This is a genomic window from Micromonospora sp. NPDC050980 (genome assembly GCF_040653835.1).
In the GTDB taxonomy this organism is placed as follows: Bacteria; Actinomycetota; Actinomycetes; order Mycobacteriales; family Micromonosporaceae; genus Micromonospora.
This window is the reverse complement of the sequence record NZ_JBFAGS010000004.1, coordinates 147,195-167,690: the sequence shown is the minus strand read 5'-3', so window position 1 is coordinate 167,690 and position 20,496 is coordinate 147,195. Positions and strand designations below refer to the sequence as shown.

Annotated in this window: 20 protein-coding genes; 12 read left to right on the top strand and 8 right to left on the bottom strand. The window is 73.1% G+C overall.

Annotated elements, in window-relative coordinates:
• Positions 1-235: 235 nt before the first annotated feature.
• The 6 genes from AB0H28_RS09120 to AB0H28_RS09095 all read left to right on the top strand — a co-directional run bounded on the left by AB0H28_RS09120 (position 236) and on the right by AB0H28_RS09095 (position 5,581).
• Positions 236-577 (top strand): hypothetical protein, encoded by a 342-nt coding sequence (locus AB0H28_RS09120; RefSeq protein ID WP_358036244.1) that lies wholly within the window; start codon positions 236-238, stop codon positions 575-577.
• Positions 574-1,002, top strand: coding sequence for a hypothetical protein (locus AB0H28_RS09115; protein ID WP_358036242.1), 429 nt, complete (start codon positions 574-576; stop codon positions 1,000-1,002). Before AB0H28_RS09120 ends, AB0H28_RS09115 begins: the two co-directional genes overlap by 4 nt.
• A 263-nt stretch (positions 1,003-1,265) precedes the next feature.
• Positions 1,266-2,672: a PhoH family protein gene (locus tag AB0H28_RS09110; protein WP_358036240.1), complete on the top strand. Its 1,407-nt coding sequence runs from the start codon at positions 1,266-1,268 to the stop codon at positions 2,670-2,672.
• Between the two features lie 301 nt (positions 2,673-2,973).
• The gene (locus tag AB0H28_RS09105; protein WP_358036238.1) at positions 2,974-3,675 is read left to right on the top strand and encodes a transglycosylase SLT domain-containing protein; all 702 of its coding nucleotides are present in this window, start codon (positions 2,974-2,976) and stop codon (positions 3,673-3,675) included.
• Between the two features lie 102 nt (positions 3,676-3,777).
• Entirely contained in the window at positions 3,778-4,437 is a 660-nt protein-coding gene (locus AB0H28_RS09100; RefSeq protein WP_358036236.1) for a rhomboid family intramembrane serine protease, read from the top strand.
• A gap of 175 nt (positions 4,438-4,612) precedes the next feature.
• Positions 4,613-5,581, top strand: a complete 969-nt coding sequence (locus tag AB0H28_RS09095; RefSeq protein ID WP_358036234.1) for an NAD(P)/FAD-dependent oxidoreductase — start codon at positions 4,613-4,615, stop codon at positions 5,579-5,581.
• Positions 5,582-5,625: 44 nt separating this feature from the next.
• Here AB0H28_RS09095 and AB0H28_RS09090 read toward each other — a convergent pair whose 3' ends face one another.
• Complete coding sequence (locus tag AB0H28_RS09090; protein ID WP_358036232.1) at positions 5,626-6,330, bottom strand: TetR/AcrR family transcriptional regulator; 705 nt, start codon at positions 6,328-6,330, stop codon at positions 5,626-5,628.
• 140 nt (positions 6,331-6,470) lie between these two features.
• Between AB0H28_RS09090 and AB0H28_RS09085 the strand changes: the two genes are divergently transcribed.
• Positions 6,471-7,397 (top strand): NAD-dependent epimerase/dehydratase family protein, encoded by a 927-nt coding sequence (locus AB0H28_RS09085; RefSeq protein WP_358036230.1) that lies wholly within the window; start codon positions 6,471-6,473, stop codon positions 7,395-7,397.
• On the opposite strand, the gene AB0H28_RS09080 is transcribed toward AB0H28_RS09085, so the two are convergent.
• A complete protein-coding gene (locus AB0H28_RS09080; protein ID WP_358036617.1) occupies positions 7,377-8,387 on the bottom strand; it encodes a DMT family transporter in 1,011 nt (336 codons plus the stop codon). The genes AB0H28_RS09085 and AB0H28_RS09080 overlap by 21 nt on opposite strands.
• A gap of 23 nt (positions 8,388-8,410) precedes the next feature.
• Entirely contained in the window at positions 8,411-9,442 is a 1,032-nt protein-coding gene (gene glpX, locus AB0H28_RS09075) for a class II fructose-bisphosphatase (RefSeq protein WP_358036228.1), read from the bottom strand.
• 160 nt (positions 9,443-9,602) lie between these two features.
• Between glpX and AB0H28_RS09070 the strand changes: the two genes are divergently transcribed.
• Positions 9,603-10,292, top strand: coding sequence for a DUF4245 family protein (locus tag AB0H28_RS09070; protein WP_358036226.1), 690 nt, complete (start codon positions 9,603-9,605; stop codon positions 10,290-10,292).
• Between the two features lie 90 nt (positions 10,293-10,382).
• On the top strand, positions 10,383-11,219 hold the full coding sequence (locus AB0H28_RS09065; RefSeq protein ID WP_358036224.1) for a hypothetical protein: 837 nt from the start codon (positions 10,383-10,385) through the stop codon (positions 11,217-11,219).
• 169 nt (positions 11,220-11,388) lie between these two features.
• Here AB0H28_RS09065 and AB0H28_RS09060 read toward each other — a convergent pair whose 3' ends face one another.
• Positions 11,389-11,601: an exodeoxyribonuclease VII small subunit gene (locus AB0H28_RS09060; protein ID WP_358036222.1), complete on the bottom strand. Its 213-nt coding sequence runs from the start codon at positions 11,599-11,601 to the stop codon at positions 11,389-11,391.
• A 13-nt stretch (positions 11,602-11,614) separates the two neighbouring features.
• Entirely contained in the window at positions 11,615-12,874 is a 1,260-nt protein-coding gene (gene xseA, locus AB0H28_RS09055) for an exodeoxyribonuclease VII large subunit (RefSeq protein ID WP_358036615.1), read from the bottom strand.
• Between the two features lie 84 nt (positions 12,875-12,958).
• On the opposite strand from xseA, the gene AB0H28_RS09050 reads away from it, so the two are divergent.
• Together AB0H28_RS09050 and AB0H28_RS09045 are read left to right on the top strand one after the other, a co-directional pair.
• Positions 12,959-13,945, top strand: coding sequence for a 4-hydroxy-3-methylbut-2-enyl diphosphate reductase (locus tag AB0H28_RS09050; protein ID WP_358036220.1), 987 nt, complete (start codon positions 12,959-12,961; stop codon positions 13,943-13,945).
• Between the two features lie 37 nt (positions 13,946-13,982).
• Positions 13,983-14,387, top strand: coding sequence for a hypothetical protein (locus AB0H28_RS09045; protein ID WP_358036218.1), 405 nt, complete (start codon positions 13,983-13,985; stop codon positions 14,385-14,387).
• Positions 14,388-14,390: 3 nt separating this feature from the next.
• Here the strand turns inward: AB0H28_RS09045 and AB0H28_RS09040 are convergent, their stop codons facing one another.
• Positions 14,391-15,533, bottom strand: a complete 1,143-nt coding sequence (locus AB0H28_RS09040; protein ID WP_358036216.1) for a DNA recombination protein RmuC — start codon at positions 15,531-15,533, stop codon at positions 14,391-14,393.
• A gap of 55 nt (positions 15,534-15,588) precedes the next feature.
• Between AB0H28_RS09040 and AB0H28_RS09035 the strand changes: the two genes are divergently transcribed.
• Positions 15,589-16,428, top strand: a complete 840-nt coding sequence (locus AB0H28_RS09035; RefSeq protein WP_358036214.1) for a hypothetical protein — start codon at positions 15,589-15,591, stop codon at positions 16,426-16,428.
• A 68-nt stretch (positions 16,429-16,496) separates the two neighbouring features.
• On the opposite strand, the gene ppc is transcribed toward AB0H28_RS09035, so the two are convergent.
• Positions 16,497-19,283, bottom strand: coding sequence for a phosphoenolpyruvate carboxylase (gene ppc / locus AB0H28_RS09030; RefSeq protein ID WP_358036212.1), 2,787 nt, complete (start codon positions 19,281-19,283; stop codon positions 16,497-16,499).
• Positions 19,284-19,407: 124 nt separating this feature from the next.
• Entirely contained in the window at positions 19,408-20,442 is a 1,035-nt protein-coding gene (locus tag AB0H28_RS09025; RefSeq protein WP_358036210.1) for a hypothetical protein, read from the bottom strand.
• Positions 20,443-20,496 lie beyond the last annotated feature (54 nt).

Here is a 20,496-nt window from a genome sequence, read left to right as displayed (position 1 = left end):
CGAGGTGACTCGGCGCGCTGGTGTCACGCCGACGTGACGCTGATCCGGGTTTCCCGGTAAACGATCCAGAACCGCTTTCGAGGGATGTCACCCGGGCAGAATAGATAGACGCGAGTGCGGCGGCAAACGGACGAAAAGCTGATACTGTCACGCTCATGAGACAACTTACGGTGTGTCACGTGCTTGAGACGACGAGTGCTCACATGCGTCACTCCGCAGTTGCGGAGGGGGTTTCGTGACCGAGCTCGCGACCCGTGCCCAGGCGTTCGGGTTGATCGCGGACGGAGTGTCCGCCGGGTTGAGCGCCCCGTGGCGCCTCTACCTCGCCCGAGGCTGCCGCTATCTCTCGCTGAGCGTCGGGGACCGGGCGGAGTGGGACGCCTGGCGCACCCACCTCGGCTGTCCCGAGCTGAGCGTGCGCGTCTACGACTCCGCCGGCGAGATCCGCCGGGCGTCCGTCGCCGAGGTGATCCTCGACGGATGCCGGATCAGCGTCGAACTGGTCGAGGAGGTCAGCACCGACGACCTGGAGCGCCTGCTGGTGGTCGACCCGCTGCCCGGGGCGGACGAGCGGTGAGCCCCTTTCTCGCCGTCGTCCTCGTCCTGGTGCTCGGTTCCACCTGCTACGCCGCCGGCCGGCTGCACGGCCAGCTCAGCTACCGGATCGGTTACCGGTTCGGCTACCGGCAGGGCTACTTCGACGGCGACCGGGGCGCCTGGAACCGCCGGCGCCGCGACGCGCAGGCCGCGATCGCCTCGGCGCTCTCCGGTCCCGCCCCGACCGTGGTGACGTCGGGCGGGCGGGCGTCCACGCCGTTCGGCGGCACCGCCGTGCCGGCCGCGGTCACCGCCCGTCCCGGTGCCCCGGCCGTCCGGGTCACCGCGACCGCTCAGCTCGGCGGTGGACCGGCCACCCGCGCGGGCACCACGTACACCGGTTCCTCGTTCACCGCGTCGGCGGCCGGGCCGAGGGGCGGCACCCTGGTCCGCCGTTCCGGCTGAGCCCCACCCCGACCGGCCGGGACGCCCGCCGGGGGCAGGCGTCCCGGCCGCTTCCCCGCGGGCTTCGTCGGTGATCCACCCGGACCTCTAGCCGCGCGGGCCCCCGGGGATTAGCGTCTAGGCATGGCGCGGGGTTTTCCCGGGCCAGCCGGACAGCCCGGACCTGCGACCTCGCGCACGGGGCCCGCATCCGACCCCGTGTCCGCCGGGCACCGGAAGAGGCGGAACTCGGGTGGCCGGGTGCCCATCCGCGGAGCAGGCCTGTGACCACTCGCCGTACCCCCGCCGGTGCCGACCAGACCCCGGCCGCGACCGCCACGACCCGTCGGACCACCCGCAGCCGGCGCGCCGCCGCCGCTGCCACCGAGGAGCCTCGACCAGCCGGCCCGGCCTTCGTGCTGGACACCTCCGTGCTGCTCTCCGATCCGGCGGCGTTCCACCGTTTCGCCGAGCACGAGGTGGTGCTGCCGCTGGTGGTCATCTCCGAGCTGGAGGGCAAGCGGCACCATCCCGAGTTGGGGTGGTTCGCCCGCCAGTCGCTGCGCATGCTGGACGAGCTGCGGGTGCGACACGGCCGGTTGGACCGGCCGGTGCCGGCCAACGACGCCGGCGGCACGCTGCGGGTGGAGCTCAACCACACCGACGACGGCGTGCTGCCGCCCGGCTTCCGCAACGAGTCGAACGACGCCCGGATCCTCTCGGTGGCGCTCAACCTGGCCGCCGAGGGACGCGAGGTGACCCTGGTCAGCAAGGACATGCCGCTGCGGGTGAAGGCGGCGTCGGTCGGTCTGCGCGCGGACGAGTACCGGCACGGCCAGGCCAGCGATCCGACCTGGACCGGAATGGCCGAGCTGGAGCTGGCCGAGGAGGAGATCGCCCGGCTGTACGCGGGGGAAGCGCTGGACTGCGACGCCGCCGCGGGGCTGCCCTGCCACACCGGGCTGGTGCTGCACTCGGCGCGGGGCTCGGCGCTCGGCCGGGTGCAGCCGGACAAGACGGTGCGGCTGGTTCGCGGCGACCGGGAGGCGTTCGGCCTGCACGGCCGGTCGGCGGAGCAGCGGATCGCGCTGGACCTGCTGCTCGACGAGTCGATCGGGATCGTCTCGATGGGCGGCCGGGCCGGCACCGGCAAGTCGGCGCTGGCCCTGTGCGCCGGCCTGGAGGCGGTGATGGAACGCCGCCGGCACAAGAAGGTGATCGTCTTCCGCCCGCTGTACGCGGTCGGCGGTCAGGAACTCGGCTACCTGCCCGGCTCGGAGTCGGAGAAGATGTCGCCCTGGGCGCAGGCCGTCTTCGACACGCTCGGCGCGGTGGTGCACGAGAACGTGCTGGAGGAAGTCACCTCCCGTGGGCTGCTGGAGGTGCTCCCGCTCACCCACATCCGGGGCCGGAGCCTGCACGACGCGTTCGTCATCGTCGACGAGGCCCAGTCGTTGGAGCGGGGGGTCCTGCTCACGGTGCTGTCCCGGATCGGCCAGGGCTCGCGGGTGGTGCTCACCCACGACGTGGCGCAACGCGACAACCTGCGGGTCGGCCGGCACGACGGGGTGACCGCGGTGATCGAGGCGCTGAAGGGGCATCCACTCTTCGCACACGTCACCCTCAGCCGATCGGAGCGTTCGCCGATCGCCGCGATGGTGACCGACCTGCTGGAGGACATCCCGACCTGACGACCCATTACGCCCCACTTCGTCCGCATTGTTGGTGTGGCGCAGATCACTTTTGGCTCCTGCGGTTTCCCACTGGCCGCACCGTGCGCGATGGTGTCCATCGAGCGTCACCGACAACTCCAGTGCCTGGAGTCCCATTCGCACCGGGAACTCGTCGAGCATTCTCCGCCACGGACGGCGGGAGCCACGAGCGCCGGTGCGCCGGCCGAGACCGGTGGGTCGGGGCGCTCACGGCACCCGGGCGCGGTCGAGTCCGACCACGTGTGGTGTCGTGTCCCTGCCTCCGACGAAGGGAAACTTCGTGAGTCGGCTGTGGAGCCGGTTCGGCGCCCGTACGGCCGCTGTTGCGCTGCTCTCCGTGGGCGTTGCCGGCGGTTTCTACCTGGGCGAAGATCGTCAGACCCAGCAGCAGGGTCTGACCGCGCAGGCCGGCCGCATGGTCGACCAGGCCGAATACACCTACCAGCACGAGCGGCAGGCCGACCATCGCCTGCGGTCGTCGAAGCAGCGGGCCGCGGAATACCAGGCCAAGCTGCGGGCCGCGGCGGCGGCGAAGGAAGCCGCCGAGCGGGCCAAGGCGGCCGAGGCGGCCGCCGCCAACCGCAAGAAGGAGCGGGACGCGGCGGAGGCCGAGGCCAAGGCGACGGCGGAGGCCAAGGCCAAGCCGTACGCCGGACCGATCCCCGCCTCGTGCGCGGAATACAGCGGCAACCGGAAGATCGGCTGCGCCGTCATGCTGGACAAGGGCTTCGAGATCGACCAGTTCCCCTGCCTGGACCGCCTCTGGACGAAGGAGAGCGGCTGGAACCCGAAGGCCTCGAACAGCAGCTCCGGCGCGTACGGCATTCCGCAGGCCGTGCCGGGCAGCAAGATGAGCTCGGTGGCCGACGACTGGCGGACCAACCCCGCCACCCAGATCACCTGGGGTCTCGGCTACATCAAGGGGCGCTACGACACCCCGTGCGGCGCCTGGCAGCACTCCCAGAGCCAGGGCTGGTACTGATCCGGCCGATCGGCGGCGGGACGCGCGGAGGCTCGCGCGTCCCGCCGCCGTCGTTGCCCCCTCGACTGGCGGCCGGCCGCATTTACTGATAGCTCTTGGTGGGTGACCTGGCAGGACAGCCCTCGCGGCGGAGACCCCAACCGGTTCGGCACCGACGCGTTCTACGCGTCGCTCGGCCGGGCCTTCGTCGCGATGTGCGCGGTCGTGCCGGTGCTGTTCCTCATCGAGGCGCTCGACGTCGGGTTGAGCCTGAACCTGGACGTCACCGCCGGCATCATCCCGCACCGCATCCAGGGCCTGGACGGCGTCTTCTTCTCGCCGTTCCTGCACGCCGGCTGGAACCACCTCTACAGCAACAGCATCCCGCTGATCCTGCTCGGCACGTTCGTGCTGGCCGCCGGCACCCGCCGGTTCCTCTGGTCCACCGCGGTGATCATTCTGGTCAGCGGCCTGGGTGTGTGGTTCACCGGCTCGCCCACCTCGGTCGTGGTCGGCGCCAGCGGGGTGATCTTCGGCTACCTGGGCATCCTGATCACCCGGGGCGTGGTGGAGCGGAGCTGGTGGAACTTCGCCGTGGTGCTGCTGGTCGGGCTGCTCTACGGCTGGCAGTTGCTGGGCATCCTCCCCACCGACGAGCTGATCTCCTGGCAGGGGCACCTGTTCGGGCTGCTCGGTGGCGTGGTCGCGGCGATCCTGTTCCGACGCCGGACCGACACCGGCACGTCCGACCGGCTCGGGTCACCGCAGGTCACCCTGCCCTGACGACGCGCCCGTCCGTCGGCATGACGTGCTTGCCCGCGGCCGTCCGCCCGCCTACCGTCGGCATCAGCTCCGGCTGATCCCCGGCGGAAGTGTCCGGTTGGTTCCTGGCGGAAGTGTCCGGTTGGTTCCTGGCGGAATCATCCGGTTGGTCCCGGGCGGAAAGTGACGGTACGCCATGCGCGAGGTCGATGTCGCCGTGATCGGGGCCGGCCCGGCCGGGCTCTTCGCCGCCTACTACGCCGGGTTCCGAGGGCTCTCGGTGGCCGTAGTCGACGCCCTGCCCGAGCCGGGTGGGCAGGTCACCGCGATGTACCCGGAGAAGCTGATCCTCGACGTCGCCGGCTTCCCCGCCGTCAAGGGCCGGGAACTGGTCGCGAACCTGGTCGCCCAGGCCGCGCCGTACCGCCCCGAATACCTGCTCGGCGTACGCGCGGAGAAGCTGTCCCACCTCGACGGGCGGCCGGTGCTCGGCCTGGCCGGCGGGGAGCAGCTGGCCTGCGGGGCGGTGGTGGTGACCGGCGGGTTGGGCAGCTTCACCCCCCGACCGCTGCCGGCCGCGGAGAGTTTCACCGGCGGCGGCATCGTCTACTTCGTGCCGCAGCCCACCGCGTTGACCGACCGGCACGTGCTCATCGTCGGCGGTGGCGACTCGGCCTTCGACTGGGCGGCCACGCTCGCCCCGCTGGCCCGGTCGGTGACCCTGGCGCACCGGCGGGACCGCTTCCGCGCGCACGCGGCCACCGTCGAGCGGGTCCGCGGCCTGCCGGTGCGGGTCGTGGTCAACGCCGAGGTGAGCCGGTTGTACGGCGAGGAACACGTCACCGGCGCCGAGCTGACCGTGCGCGGCGGCGCCGCCGAGACGCTGCCGGTGGACACCGTGGTGGCCGCGCTCGGGTTCACCGCCGACCTGGGCTCGCTGGCCGAGTGGGGACTGGCCCTCGACCGGCGGCACATCCTGGTGGACAGCGCGATGGCCACCAACCTGCCCCGGGTGTACGCGGCCGGCGACATCACCGAATATCCCGGCAAGGTCCGCCTGATCGCCACCGGCTTCGGTGAGGCGGCCACGGCGGTGAACAACGCGGCGGTAGCCATCGACCCGACCGCGCACCTCTTCCCCGGCCACTCCTCCGACGGCACGTAAGGAGGGGCCCCTCTTAACGCCTTCGGTAGAGGCGGGGCCCCCTTTTAACACCTGAGGCGCGGTCCGGGCAGGCCGAGCAGGTCGGCCATCAGGCCGATCTGGTGGTCGAAGTATTCGTCGCGGTGCGGCAGCGCCCGGTTGATCCGGCCGAACAGCTCGAAACTGATCAGCCCGAAGAGCTGGGTCCAGCCGGCCATCCCGCGGGCCATCAGCGCGGGCGGCAGCGCCACGGCGGTCTGGTCGACCAGCTCGGCCACGTCGCCGCGCAGCGGCTCGGGCAGGACCTCGTCCGGTGTGGCGAGCCGGCCGCTCGTCACACCGTCGCGCAGGATCCCGAGCAACGTCATCGGGGGGCGCTGGGCCGGCGCGACGGTGTCGTCGGGGGCCGCGTAGCCGGGCACCGGGCTGCCGTAGAGCAGCGCGTACTCGGCGGGGTGCGCCAGCGCCCAGGTGCGGGCGGCCCGGCAGGCGGCGAACCAGCGCCCGCGCAGGTCGTCGACGTCGGCGTCCGCGTCGGCCGTCTCCACCGCGTCGCCGAGCGCGTCGTACGCCTCCAGGATCAGCGCGGTGAGCAGGTCGTCGCGGCTGGGGAAGTAGCGGTAGATCGCCGAGGAGACCATGCCGAGGTCCCGGGCGACCGCGCGCAGCGAGAGGTCGGCGCCGTCGGTGGCCAGGTGGCGACGGGCGACGGCCTTGATCTCTTCGATCATGCCGGCGCGGACCCGGGCGCGGAGCGACGGAGTGACCATGTCCGCACTCTGCCACGGATGAGAGCGGCAATCAAAATCGAGAGCACCGCTCTTGACTTTCCCCTCCCGCGCGAGTCATGCTCTCTTTCGAGAGCGCCGCTCTCTGTTTAGAGTACTGCTTCAGAGAAGGTGGACCCGCCATGGCCCTGCACGTGATCGTCGGAGCCGGACCCGTCGGCACCGCCACCGCCCGCCTGCTCGCCGAGCGCGGCGAGCGGGTGCGGGTGGTCACCCGGCGCGGCACCGGCCCCGAGCACCCGGCGGTCGAGCGGATCGCCGCCGACGCCGGCGACGTCCACCGGCTCGCCGCGCTCACCGAAGGCGCGGTCGCGCTGCACAACTGCGCCAACCCCGCCTACCACAGATGGGCGACGGACTGGCCGCCGTTGGCCGCCGCGCTGCTGACCGCCGCCGAACGCAGCGGCGCGGTGCTCGCCACCGTCGGCAACCTCTACGGCTACGGCCCGGTCGACGCGCCGATGACCGAGGCGACCCCGCTCGCCGCCACCGGCACCAAGGGCCGGGTCCGCAACCGGATGTGGTCCGACGCCCTGGCCGCGCACCACGCCGGTCGGGCCCGGATCACCGAGGTACGCGGCTCCGACTACATCGGCGTCGGCGGCACCTCGCTGGCCATGATGGTGTTGCCCCGGGTGCTCGCCGGCAAGCCGGTGTTCCTCCCGGTCGACTGGGACGCGCCGCACACCTGGACCTACGTTCCGGACGTCGCCCGTACCCTGGTCGCCGCCGCCACCGACCCGCGGGCCTGGGGGCGGGCCTGGCACGTGCCCAGCCCGCCGGCGATCTCCATGGGCGAGCTGGCCGCCCGGACGGCGGCGCGCGGCGGTGCCCCCGCGCCCCGGCTGACCCGGATGCCGTACCCGCTGCTCTGGGCGGCCGGCGCGGTCAACCCGTTCGCCCGCGAACTGCGCGAGACCGCGCACCAGTTCGCCCGGCCGTTCGTGCTGGACTCCAGCGCCGCCACCGCCACGCTCGGTGTCGAGCCGACCCCGCTGGACCGGATCGTCGACGAGATCGTCACCGGCTTACGCGGTCGTGCCGCGTGACCGGGCGGGTTGTTGAGAGGGGGCCCCTCCTCTACCCGAGGCGTTAACCGGGGGCCCCGCCTTACCGCCGAAGGCGGCGACGAGGACGGCGACCAACGTCAGCGCGGCGCCGAGCAACGTCCACACCCCGGGATGCGACGCCTCGGTCGGCAGCACCACGTCCATCAGCACCGCGCCGACGATCTGCCCGGCGATGGTGGCCAGGCCGAGCAGCAACACCCCGGTGAACCGGACCAGCGCGGCGGCCAGCGCGATGAACACGATGCCGATCGGGCCACCCAGATAGAGCCACGGCTCGCCGGGCAGGCCGCCGGCCGGCCGGCCCCGCACGGCCACCTCCACCGCGAACGTGGCGAGCAGCGCCACCGTGCCGACGGTGAAGTTGACCAGGGTGGCGGTCACCGCGCTGCCCGCCGCCGCCCGGACCCGGCCGTTCACCGCCTGCTGCCAGGCGATACCCACCCCGGCCGCCAGCGGCAGCAGAGCCAGCGCCAGGGCACCCGGGTCGCCGAGCCGGTCGCCCACCGCCAGCAGGACGGCCAGCACGGTGAGCACCGCGCCGGCCAGCCGGTTCGGGGTGACCGGTTGCCGGCCGGTCGGACCGAGACCGGCCCGGTCGACAAGCAGGCTGCTGCCGGACTGTCCGGCGACCACCGCGACGGTGAAGACGGCCACACCGAGCGCGCCGATGGTCAATCCCTGGGTCGCCACCAGCAACGCGCCGCACACCCCGCCCAGGCACTGCCACGGGCGCAGTGCGCCGCCGCGCAGCGCGCCACGCAGCGCGGCCAGTCCCCGCCGGCCACCCGGGGTGGCGGGGACCAGCACCAGCAGGATCAGCAGGCCCGAACCGAACGAGACCACCGCGGCGGCGATCCCGTCGGCCAGCCGTACGCCCAACTCGCCGTTGATCCGGGACTGCAGCGCCACCAGTACGCCGGAGGCGGTGGCCAGCCCGACACCGGCGATCCGCCGACCGGCCGACAGCATCGGCGGCGCCGCGGTCCCGGCTGTCACTCCTGCTCGGCCAGGGGGCGCCCGTCGAAGTCGACAGCCGAGTAGAGGGCGAGCTTCTCCAGGCGGTGATACGAGTCGATGACCCGGATCGTGCCGCTCTTGGAGCGCATCACGATCGACTGGGTGTACGCCCCGCCGGCCCGGTAGCGCACGCCCCGCAACAGGTCGCCGGAGGTGACGCCGGTGGCCACGAAGAAGCAGTTGTCACCGGTGACCAGGTCGTCGGTGAACAGCACCCGGTCCAGGTCGTGCCCGGCGGCCAGCGCCTTCTCCCGCTCAGCCGCGTCCTTCGGCCAGAGCTTCGCCTGCATCACCCCGCCCATGCACTTCAGCGCGCAGGCCGCGGTGATGCCCTCCGGGGTGCCGCCGATGCCCATCAGCACGTCGACGTCCGACTCGCCGCGCGCCGCCGCGATGGCACCGGCGATGTCACCGTCGGAGATCAGCCGGATGCCGGCACCGGCCCGCCGGATCTGCTTCACCAGGTCGTCGTGGCGCGACCGGTCGAGCACGCAGACCGTCACGTCGGCGGTGTCGGTGCCCTTGACCTTCGCGATCCGGCGGATGTTCTCGGCCACCCCGGCGTCGATGTCGACCACGTCGGCGTACATCGGGCCGACGGCCAGCTTCTCCATGTAGAAGACCGCGCTCGGGTCGAACATCGCGCCGCGCTCGGCGACCGCGAGCACCGCGAGCGCGTTCGGCATGCCCTTGCTCATCAGGGTGGTGCCGTCGATCGGGTCGACCGCCACGTCCACCTCGGGACCGGTCCCGTCGCCGACCTCCTCGCCGTTGAAGAGCATCGGGGCGTTGTCCTTCTCGCCCTCGCCGATCACCACGACACCGCGCATCGGAATCGAGTTGATCAGCTTGCGCATGGCGTCGACGGCCGCGCCGTCGCCGCCCTCCTTGTCGCCCCGGCCGACCCAACGGCCCGCGGCCATGGCCGCGGCCTCGGTGACCCGGACCAGATCGAGGGCGAGATTACGGTCGAGATCCTGGGGCGTCCGCGTCCTGGTGGTTGTCATGGCGGCCTCCTCCTCGCGACGTTGCGGGGTGGACCGGCGGAAGTGCGGCCGTCGCCGCCGCCGGTTTTGTCGCTGATCCTCACACGATCTCAGGTTCGCCGCCCCGGCGGGGCGGAGGAGGCCAGGATCACCTCCCCCGTGCGGCTGCGACAATGGCCGGGTGGAACCCGCACAGCCTGCCGATCGCGTACCACCCGACGCCACCCCGCCCGACGGCCAGCCGCCGGTGCGGCCCGCCGCCGGCCCATCGCCGCCGGACGGCCCGCCCGCGCTGGTGGAGCCGTCCGCACCGGCCGCGGACGCGGGGGAGCGGCAGGCGCCACCGCCGGACCGGGAGAAGGCCCGCACCGAGCGGTCGCCGAAGGACATGGTGCTGTCGCTGCTGGTCCTGCTGGTGCCGATCGCGCTGCTGATCGCCTTCTACCGGGGTTTCCTGGGCGGTGACTCACCGGTCACCGTCGATGCCGCGCCCGCGTTCGAGCAGGCCCGGTCGGCCAACGCCTTTCCGGTCGCCCAGCCGACCGGGCTGGACTCCGACTGGCGTACGGTCAACGCCCGCTTCCGGACCGAGGCGGACGGCGCGACGCTGCGGATCGGGTACGTGACGCCCGAGGGGCGGGGCGCGCAGCTCGTGCAGAGCAACGTCGGAGCGGAGAAGCTGCTGCCGGCCGAGTTGAGTGACGGGCAGCCGCAGGGCCCGGTCGACCTGCCGGACGGCTTGAGCTGGCAGCGGTACACCGCCCGCGGCAACGAGCAGGCGCTCGTCCTGCTGGAGCCGAACCGCACGGTGATCGTCGTCGGCGACGCGCGGGAGAGCGAGCTGCGCTGGCTGGCCACCTCGCTGCGCTGACGCCCCGATCGGGTGACCCGGGATTGCCCAACGCCACTTCAGGGAAGAGAAGGGGCACGAGCCCGGACGATCCCACCCGAAGAGGTTGACGTGAAGATTCGACGCTTCAGCGCCACCGCGTTCGCCGCGGCGTTGCTCATTCCCGGCATGGCGGCCTGCAACAGCGACGGGACCTCCGACGCGTCCGCGACCCCCAGCGCCTCCGGCAGCGTCGCCCCCAGCGCCTCGGGGCCCACGAGCGCGGCCAAGCAGGCGCTGCTCGACTCGACGAACGCGATCCGGGAGGGCAACTTCCGGTTCACCATGGCGGGGGCCGGCTCCACCGCCGAGGGGCAGGTGCACGAGCCCAGCCAGAGCGCCGAGATGCGGATGACGATCGGTGACCCGTCGTCGGACCTGATGATGAAGCTGGACCTCATCCACGCCAAGCCGGACAGCTGGGTCAAGCTGGAGCTGGGCGGCACCGCCGCTAGCCAGATCCCCGGCGTGAAGAACCTCAACACCGGCAAGTACCAGCACCTCGACCAGAACCGGATCAAGGGCAACCGGGCGCTGGGCTTCGACTTCGACAAGGTCGACCCGGCCGGCAGCGCGGTGCTCACCCGGGGTGTCACCGAGGTACGGCAGACCGGCGACGGCGGCTACGAGGGCACCGTCGACGTGTCCAAGGCTGCCGAGGCCGGCTCGCTCGACCCGGCCGTGATCACCGCGCTCGGGGCGCAGGCCCAGTCGGTGCCGTTCACCGCCGAGGTCGACCCGCAGGGCCGGCTCAGCGAGCTGGTGCTCAAGATCCCGGCCGCCGGCCAGACCGCCGCGCAGGACGTGAAGATCACCTACTCCGACTACGGCAACGCCGCCGCCGCGACGAAGCCCCCGGCCGACCAGGTCGTCGAGGCGCCGCCGGAGCTCTACAACCTGTTCAACTGACCGGCATCCGTCCGGAGCGGACGGCACTCCTCGGCGGTATACCTCGGAGGCACCTCCTCCGAGGTATACCGCTCCGCGCCGACGCGGGTCGCTCGCGGGCCGAACTCGACCGGTCCCACACCGGCGGCCCGGGCGGCACGCCGGCCCGGCCACCTGCGGACGGGCCGGGTCAGTCCGGCGGGCGTTGCCGGGCGGCGTCGATGCGGGCCCGGGCCCCGTCCAGCCAGCGTTGGCACACCCCGGCCAACTGCTCGCCCCGCTCCCAGAGGGCCAGCGACTCCTCCAACGAGGTGCCGCCCGCCTCCAACCGCTCCACCACCGACGCCAGCTCGGCGCGGGCCTGCTCGTAGCTGAGCTGCTCGTTCTCGGTCGCTTCAGTCATCGGTCCCATTCCATCAGCCGTCGACGGTGGCGGTCAGCTCGCCCTCGGCGAGGCGTACCCGCAGTGGATCGCCCTTGGCCACCTCGGCGGCGGCGCGGACCACGTGGCCGTCGCCGCGCTGGACGATGGCGTAGCCGCGGTCGAGCGTGGCCGCCGGGGAGAGGGCCCGCAGCCGGGCCAGGGTGTGGCGCAGCTCGTCCGCGGCGGCGCCCAGCCGGTGCTCCAGACACCGGCCGGCGCGATCGTGCAGCGCGGTCACCTCGACGGCCCGCTGCTCGACCATCACCTGCGGCCGGGCCAGCACCGGGCGGGAGCGCAGCAAATCGACCCGGTGCTGCTCGCGGTCGACGAAGTGACGCACGGCCCGTTCGAGGCGGGCGCGGGCCTGACCGATGAGACGCACCTCCTCCGTCAGATCGGGCACGATCCGTTTCGCCGCGTCGGTGGGCGTGGAGGCGCGCACGTCGGCCACGTAGTCGAGCAGCGGCGCATCGGTCTCGTGGCCGATCGCGCTGACCACCGGCGTGCGGCAGGCGAAGACCGCCCGGCACAGCGCCTCGTCGGAGAAGGGCAGCAGATCCTCCAGGCCGCCACCGCCGCGGGCGATGACGATCACCTCGACCGTCGGGTCGGCGTCGAGCACCTTGAGCGCGCCCACGATGTCGGGCACCGCGCTCGGCCCCTGCACCGCCACGTTGACCGTGCGGAACTCGACCGCCGGCCAGCGCCGCCGGGCGTTGGTCAGCACGTCACGCTCGGCCGCCGAAGCCCGCCCGGTGATCAGACCCACCCGGCCGGGCAGGAACGGGAGCCGCCGCTTGCGCGCCCGGTCGAACAGCCCTTCGGCGGCGAGCAGCTTCTTCAGCTTCTCCAGCCGGGCCAGCAGCTCGCCGAGGCCGACCTGGCGGATCTCGTCCGCGCGCAGGCTGAGGGTGCCCCGCGCGGCGTAGAACTCGGGCTTGGCGTGCAGCACCACCCGGGCGCCCTCGCGCAGCTCCGGCGCGCCCGAGTCGAGCACGTCACGGTTGGTGGTGACGGTCAGGCTGAGGTCGGCCGACGGGTCTCGCAGGGTGAGGAAGACGGTGGAGGCGCCGGGGCGCCGGCTGATCTGCGCCACCTGGCCGTCGACCCACACCCAGCCGAGCCGGGCGATCCAGGCCCCGACCTTCTGGCTGACCACCCGGACCGGCCACGGCTCGTCGGACGTGCTCCGCTCCTGCGACGTGTTCCGCTCCTGCGACGTGTTCCGCTCCTGCGACGTGTTCCGACCCACCTCACCCGCGCTCACCCCGCCCACCCTACGGCCCGGCGCCGACAGGCCGGGGCAGGGCGCTGCGGGCGCACGTACGATGGTCGGGTGACTGATGCGCAGACGACTCCCCGGACCGGCAAGCGCGTGCTCCTGGCGAACCCTCGCGGCTACTGCGCGGGCGTGGACCGGGCGGTGCAGACCGTCGAGGAGGCGTTGAAGCTCTACGGCGCGCCGATCTACGTCCGCAAGCAGATCGTGCACAACAAGCACGTGGTCCGGACGCTCGAGGCCCAGGGCGCGATCTTCGTGGAGGAGAACGAGGAGGTGCCGGAGGGCGCCACCGTGATCTTCTCCGCCCACGGCGTCGCCCCCGAGGTCTACGCCCAGGCGAAGGAGCGCTCGCTCAAGGCGATCGACGCCACCTGCCCGCTGGTCACCAAGGTGCACCACGAGGCGCGGCGGTTCGCCCAGCAGGACTACGACATCCTGCTGATCGGCCACGAGGGGCACGAGGAGGTCATCGGCACCGCCGGCGAGGCCCCGGCCCACATCCAGCTCGTCGACGGCCCGGACAGCGTCGACCAGGTCACCGTGCGTGACCCGGAGAAGGTGGTCTGGCTCTCCCAGACCACCCTGTCCGTCGACGAGACGCTGGAGACGGTGGCCCGGCTCAAGCAGCGGCTGCCGCTGCTCCAGTCGCCGCCCAGCGACGACATCTGCTATGCGACCTCCAACCGCCAGCACGTGGTCAAGGAGATCGCCCCGGAGTGCGACGTGGTGATCGTGGTCGGCTCGCGCAACTCCTCGAACTCGGTCCGCCTGGTCGAGGTGGCGCTGGACGCCGGCGCCCGCACCGGCCACCTCGTCGACTTCGCCCACGAGATCGACGACGCCTGGCTGGCCGGGGCCCGCACCGTGGGCGTCACCTCCGGCGCGAGCGTGCCGGACGACCTGGTCCAGCAGGTGCTGGCGCACCTGGCCGAGCGCGGCTTCGCCGACGTCGAGGAGATCACCACCGCGGACGAGCGGCTGACCTTCTCGCTGCCGCAGGAGCTGAAGCGCGACATGAAGGCCGCCGCGGCCCGCGGCTGACCGGGAACGGATCAGGCGCCCGGCGCGTCCAACCGACATGAAGACTCCTCGGACGGTGTTCGTCGCCCTGCTCGCCGCTGCCGCGCTGACCGCCTGCGCCGCCCCGGACGACGAGCCTGCCGGCCCCGGCCCGACCGGAGCCACCCCGGCGACCAGCCAGCCCGGGCCCGTGCCCAGCGTCAGCCCGAGCCGCCCGGACCCGACCTGGAAGGGCGGTGCGTCGACGCCGCCGGGCGTCGGCGAGACCACGCTCAGCGGCACCATCCGGGCCGGGGTCGAGCCGAACTGCCTGCTGCTCGACGACCACCTGCTGATCGGCGGTCCGCGCGACCTGCTCAAGGCCGGCGCCGAGGTGGAGGTCACCGGTCGGCCCGAGCCGGGCATGGTGACCACCTGCCAGCAGGGCACCCCGTTCGTGGTCGAATCCGCCCGCCGGGGGTGAAACTCAGGCTTCGGAGCGCAGCTCCGGCGCCTGCGGCTGCCGGGGCGCCAGCTCGACCTGCGCCGGGGCGGGCAGCTCGTCACCGGAGACGCCCATCTCGGCCAGCTTGCGGGCGCTGACCAGCACCCGGGACTCCAACGACCCGACCGCCCGGTTGTAGGCCGTCACCGCCCCGCTCAACGAACTGCCCAACTTGCCCACGTGGTCGCCCAGCGTGGACAGCCGCGCATAGAGCTCGCGGGCCAGCGAGTGGACCGTGGCGGCGTTGCGCGCCAGCGCCTCCTGCCGCCACGAGTAGGCGACCGTACGCAGCAGCGCGACAAGCGTGGCCGGCGTGGCCAGCACCACGTTGCGGGCGAACGCATGCTCCAGGAGGGCCGGATCGCGCTGCAACGCCACGTCGAGGAACGGGTCGGCCGGCACGAACAGCACCACGAAGTCGGGGGTCTGGTCGAACGCGGCCCAGTAGGACTTGGCGGCCAGGCTGTCCACGTGCGCCCGCAGATGCCGGGCGTGCGCGTCGAGCTGGGCGTCCCGACCACGCTCGTCGCGCGCCTCCATCGCGGTCAGGTAGGCGTCGAACGGGGCCTTCGCGTCGACCACCACGGAGCGACCGCCGTGCAGGCGCACCACCAGGTCGGGGCGGACCCCCTGGTGGTCGGTGGCGGCGGTGACCTGCTCGTCGAAGTCGCAGTGCTCCAGCATGCCGGCCGCCTCCACGATCCGCCGGAGCTGGTGCTCGCCCCACCGGCCGCGCACCTGCGGCGCACGCAGCGCGGCCACCAGCTGCTTGGTCTCGGTGCGTAGCTCGCCGGAGACCGTGCTCATCGAGCGGACCTGCTCGCGCAGCTCGGCGTAGGCGTCGACCCGGTCGTGCTCCAATTCCGCGACGCGCTGCTCGTAGCGGCGGAGCGTGTCGTGCAGCGGCGCCACCGCGCGCGCCACTGCCTCCTGGGACTGCGCGGTCGCCTCGTAGCTGAGCGCCCGCATGGACTGCTCCAGCCGCCCCTCGCCCGCGCGGGTGGCCGCCAGCGTGGCCTCCAGCCGGGCCACGTCGGCCGCCGAGCGGGCCCGGGCCGCCAGCCAGCCCACCGCGCCGCCCGCAGCGAGGCAGAGCACCACCACGGCCAGCGTCGAGAAGCTCATGCCGGAGAGCTTGCCAAACGGGTACGACGTGCGCGCGCTGGGTACGTTCGAAGCCATGGACGTTGCCCTGTGGCTGTTCCTGGTGCTGATGCTCGGAGGTGCGCTGGTGTTCTGGCGGTGGGGAAGCAGGTCCCGGCGGGCGAACGAGCTGGCGGACGCCCGCGCCGAGGCGCAGCGCTGGTACGAGCGGCTGGGCGGCCAGCTGATGAACCTGCACGGCGACGAGCCGGCGGTCCGCCAGGCGCTGGCCGACGCGGGCGAGCGCTACAACGCGGCCGGCTCGCAGCTGGAGCAGGCGCGCACGACACACCAGTTCGCGTTGGCCCGGGAGACCGCGCTGGAGGGGTTGGCGTACATCCGGGCGGCGCGCTCGGCGATGGGCATCGACCCGGGCCCGGAGCTGCCGCCGCTGGCGGCCGCCCGCGGCGCCGGCATGCTCACCAAGGAGCGGGAGGTCGCCGTGCAGGGCCAGACGTTCCGGGCCGGCCCGCAGCCGGGCAGCCGGACGCCCTACTACTACCCGGGCGGTCACCTGCAGGGCCGGCCGGTGCCGGCCGGCTGGTATTCGACGCCGTGGTGGAAGACCGCGTTGGGCGCGGGCGCCGGCGTGCTCGGCGGCATGTTGATCGCGGACGCGCTTTTCTCGCCCGCGTTCGCCGACCCGGGCTACGGCTACGAGTCCGGCTACCAGGAGGGCTTCCAGGACGGGTTCGGCGACGGCCAGGACTTCGGCGACCAGGGCGGCAACGACTTCGCCGGCCAGGGCGACTACGCCGGCAACGACTTCGGCGGCGGCGACTTCGGCGGCGGCGACTTCGGCGGCGGTGATTTCGGCGGCGGTGATTTCGGCGGCGGTGATTTCGGCGGCGGCGACTTCGGCGGCGGCGACTTCTAACCCGCGCAGGTGTTAAGAGGGGCCCCCGCCTATGCAGAATGCGTTAAGCGGGGGCCCCTCCTTGCACCTCAGCCGGTGTTGCGCATGCCGGCGGCGATGCCGTTGACCGTGGTCAGCAGCGCCCGCTCCAGCGCCGTGCCGTCGTTCGGGGCCCGCCGGCCGCCCGGCGCGGTCGCCACCGCCCGCCCCGGGGCGCCGGACTCGCGGTACTGCCGCAGCAACGCCACCTGGAGGTGGTGCAGCGGCTCCAGGTAGGTGTCCCGCACGGCGAGCGTGCGTTGCAGCACCGGCGAGTTCTCCAGCAGCGCCGGCGTGGCGGTGATCGCCAGCACCTCGCGCTTGGTCAGCTCGTACTCCTCCTCGATCTTCTCGAAGATCGGGTGCAGCTTCTTCGGGACCAGCGTCTCCACGTAGCGGCGGGCGATGCTCAGGTCGGTCTTGGTCAGCATCATCTCCACGTTCGACAGGAACGTGCGGAAGAAGTGCCAGTTCCGGTGCATCTCGGCGAGCACGTCGGCCAGGCCCGCCTCCCGGGCGGCGGCCAGCCCGGAGCCCACGCCGAACCAGCCCGGCACGATCTGCCGCGTCTGCGTCCAGCCGAACACCCACGGGATGGCGCGCAGGCCGGACAGGCCGGCCCCGGTGTTCGGCCGCTTCGCCGGCCGGGAGCCGATGTTGAGCGCGCCGAGCAACTCGGTCGGGGTGGACGCCCAGAAGTAGGCCGGCAGGTCCGGGTCCTCGACCAGGGACCGGTAGCACCGGAACGCCGACTCCGACACCGTGTCCATCGCCGCGTCCCAGCGTTCCAGCATCTCGGCCGGCTGCCGGGGCGCGGTGTGCAGCAGCGTGGCCTGGAGCACGGCGGCCACGGTCAGCTCCAGGTTCTCCCGGGCCAGCGCCGGCAGCGTGTACTTGTCCGAGATGACCTCGCCCTGCTCGGTCACCTTGATCGCGCCGTCCAGCGTGCCGTAGGGCTGGGCCAGGATCGCCTCGTGCGTGGGGCCACCACCCCGCCCGACCGTGCCGCCCCGGCCGTGGAACAACCGCAGGTGCACGCCGTGCCGGGCGGCCACGTCCCGCAGCGCCCGCTGGGCCCGGTGGATGGACCACTGGCTGGTGGTGATGCCGGCCTCCTTGTTGGAGTCGGAGTAGCCCAGCATCACCTCCTGCACGTCGCCCCGGGCCGCGACCAGCGCCCGGTAGGCCGGCAGCGACAGCAGCTCGTCGAGGAGTTCGCCGCCGGAGTTCAGCTCGGCCGGCGTTTCCAGCAGCGGCACGATGCCGACCCGCGCCCGCCCGCTCTGCACGTCGACCAGGCCGGCCTCGCGGGCCAGCACGACGGCGGCGAGCACGTCGTCCACGCCGAGCGTCATGGAGATGATGTACGACTCGATGACCTCGGGACCGAACCGGTCCTGCGCCTCGCGGATCGCGCCGAACACGTCGAACGTCTTGCGGGCCGACTCGGTGAGCGGGCTGTCCTGGGTGGAGAGCGGCCGGCGGCCGGTCAGCTCGTCGGCGAGCAGCTTGGTGCGCTCCAGCCGGCTCAGCGACGGGTAGTCGGAGACCTCGCCCACCGCCTCGTAGAGCTGCGCCAGCACCTCGTGGTGCTTCTCGGCGTGCTCCCGGATGTCCATGGTGGCCAGGTGCAGGCCGAACGCGGAGAGCGTACGGATGGTGGAGGCGAGCCGGCCCACGGCGGTGAGCTGGCCGGAGTTGCGGGCCAGCGAGGCGCGCAGCAGCTCCAGGTCGGCGACCAGCTCGGTCGAGCCCTGGTAGTCCCGGCCCGGCACGTGCGGGGTGCCGGCGCGCAGCCGTTCCCGGGTGTTGGCCAGCTTCGCCTTCACGCAGCGGGCCTTGAGCCGGTAGGGCTCCTCGGCGTTGACCCGGCGGAACCGGGGCGCCACCTCGGGCAGCGCGTCGAGGTCCTTGGCCAGGCTGGCGGAGAGGTCGAGCGAGACGGCGCGCAGCCGGCGGGAGACGCTGACCTCGCTGATCAGCTCGTCCATCGCCTTCTCGGTGGCCTCGATGCCGTGCTCGTGCTGGATTCGCAGCACCTCGCGGGTGACCGTCGGGGTGACGAACGGGTTGCCGTCGCGGTCGCCACCGATCCAGGTGCCGAACGTCAGCGGGCGGGCCGTCGGCGAGGTCTCCACGCCGAGCGTGCGCAGCGTGTCGGCGAGGTCGTCGAGGACCTGCGGCGCGGCCTCGGCGTGCAGGTCGCGCAGGTAGTAGATGGCGTTGCGCGCCTCGTCGGTCGGGTCCGGCCGGTCGAGCCGCAGCTCGTCGGTCTGCCACATCAGGTCGAGCAGTTCGGCGAGGCGGCGGTTGGCCGGGCCCTCGTCGCTGGCGCCGTAGAGGATCGCGTTGGCGGTCTCGGCGTCCAGCTCGTCGGCGACCGCGCGCAGCTTGGACAGGATGGACCGGCGGGCCGCCTCGGTGGGGTGGGCGGTGAAGACCGGGCGGACGGCGAGCCGCCGGGCCGCGGCGGCGATCTCCTCGGCCGGCACGCCACGCTCGGCGATCATCTTGGCGGCCTGGTCCAGCCAGCCGCCGTGGGTGGCGCGGCGGCGGCGCAGGTCGCGGGCGCGGTGCACCTGCTCGGTGATGTTGGCCAGGTGGAAGTAGGTGGAGAAGGCCCGGGCCAGCTTCGTGCCGGTGGTGACGTCGAGCCCGGCGAGGCGCTGGGCCGCGGCCGGCGCGTCGGCGCGGACCTGGGCGCGGATCTCCTCGACCAGGTCGAGCAGCGGGCGCCCTTCCTGACGTGCCAGGGTCTGCCCGAGCAGCGTGCCGAGGCGGCGGATGTCGGCCCGGAGAGCGGCGTCGGGGCCGTCGTGGTCGTGCTGGTCGGTCACGGGTGCGCTCCTTACGCGAGGACGAAGGACAGCGCTGTCCGACTCCTCTGGATGGTATCCGCGTGAGCCCTGACGGCAGGAGGGGGACGGCGTGATGATCTGCACTCTGGGACGCGCCGGCCGGTCACCCCCCGGCGACCGCGTGCCGTCCCGGACCGGTCCGGGCGGCCCGCCGGCGGGCCCGGAACAGCGTGGCGGTGAGCAGCCCGACCAGGCCGACGGCGATCCAGACCAGCAGCCCGACCAGCGCCCATCCGCCGCCGCGCCAGTCGAAGTAGACCGCGGACTTGAGCAGGTCGGTGGTGAGACCGGGCACGTTCCAGCGGTGCATGCCGCGCAGGAAGGTGGGCAGGAACTCGGGCGCGTAGATGCCGCCGGAGCCGGGGTTGCCGAGCACCACCAGCAGCAGGATCACGATGCCGGTGCCGAGCAGCCCGAGCCACGCCTGCACGGCCGCCGCGACCATTCCGGCCGCGAACGCGGCCAGCGCGCCGATCACCGCGATGGTTCCGACGTCGTGGTCGAACACGTCGAGCACCGGCCCGACCAGGAGTGCGCCGATGATGCCGAGCAGGACGGAGTGCACCGCGAGGGTGGCGATCCGCAACCCGGCCCGGCGCAGGCCGCGCGGGCTGGTGCCGAGCGAGATGCCGAGCGCGGTGGACGCCAGGTAGCCGCCGAGCACCACGCCGACCGCCAGATAGAACGGGACCAGGCCGCGCGGGTCGCCGTCGGAGACCGGCACCTCGTCGGTGACCTGCAGCGGCAGGCCGGCCTGCCGGGCGGCCTCGGTGAACACGTCGGTGACGAGTTCGGTGGCGGCGGGCGCGCCGGCGCTGGCCGCGGCCAGGGTCAGCCCGCCGGGGGCGGAGCTGAGCACCGCGTACACCGACCGGTCGTTCAGGCCGTCGACGGCGCGGGCCCGGCTGTCGTACCCGACGGGTTTGATGGTGTCGGTGCGGGCGCGGACGGCCGACATCACGGCCTGGGCCTGCTGGTCGGTGGTGACCACGGCGACCGGCACGTCCTTCGGGTCCGGCTTGTGCAGCGCGCCGACGTAGGCGGCGATGAACGCGCTGGCGAGCGCGAGGGTGCCGAGCACCAGCGCCGCCGTGCGGGGCAGCCAGTCCCGGGTCCGCAGCTCCGGCTCGTCGTTCACCGGCCCAGCCTATTGCTGGCATGTGCCCTATTTGCGGGTTTTGTGCGGCGGAAA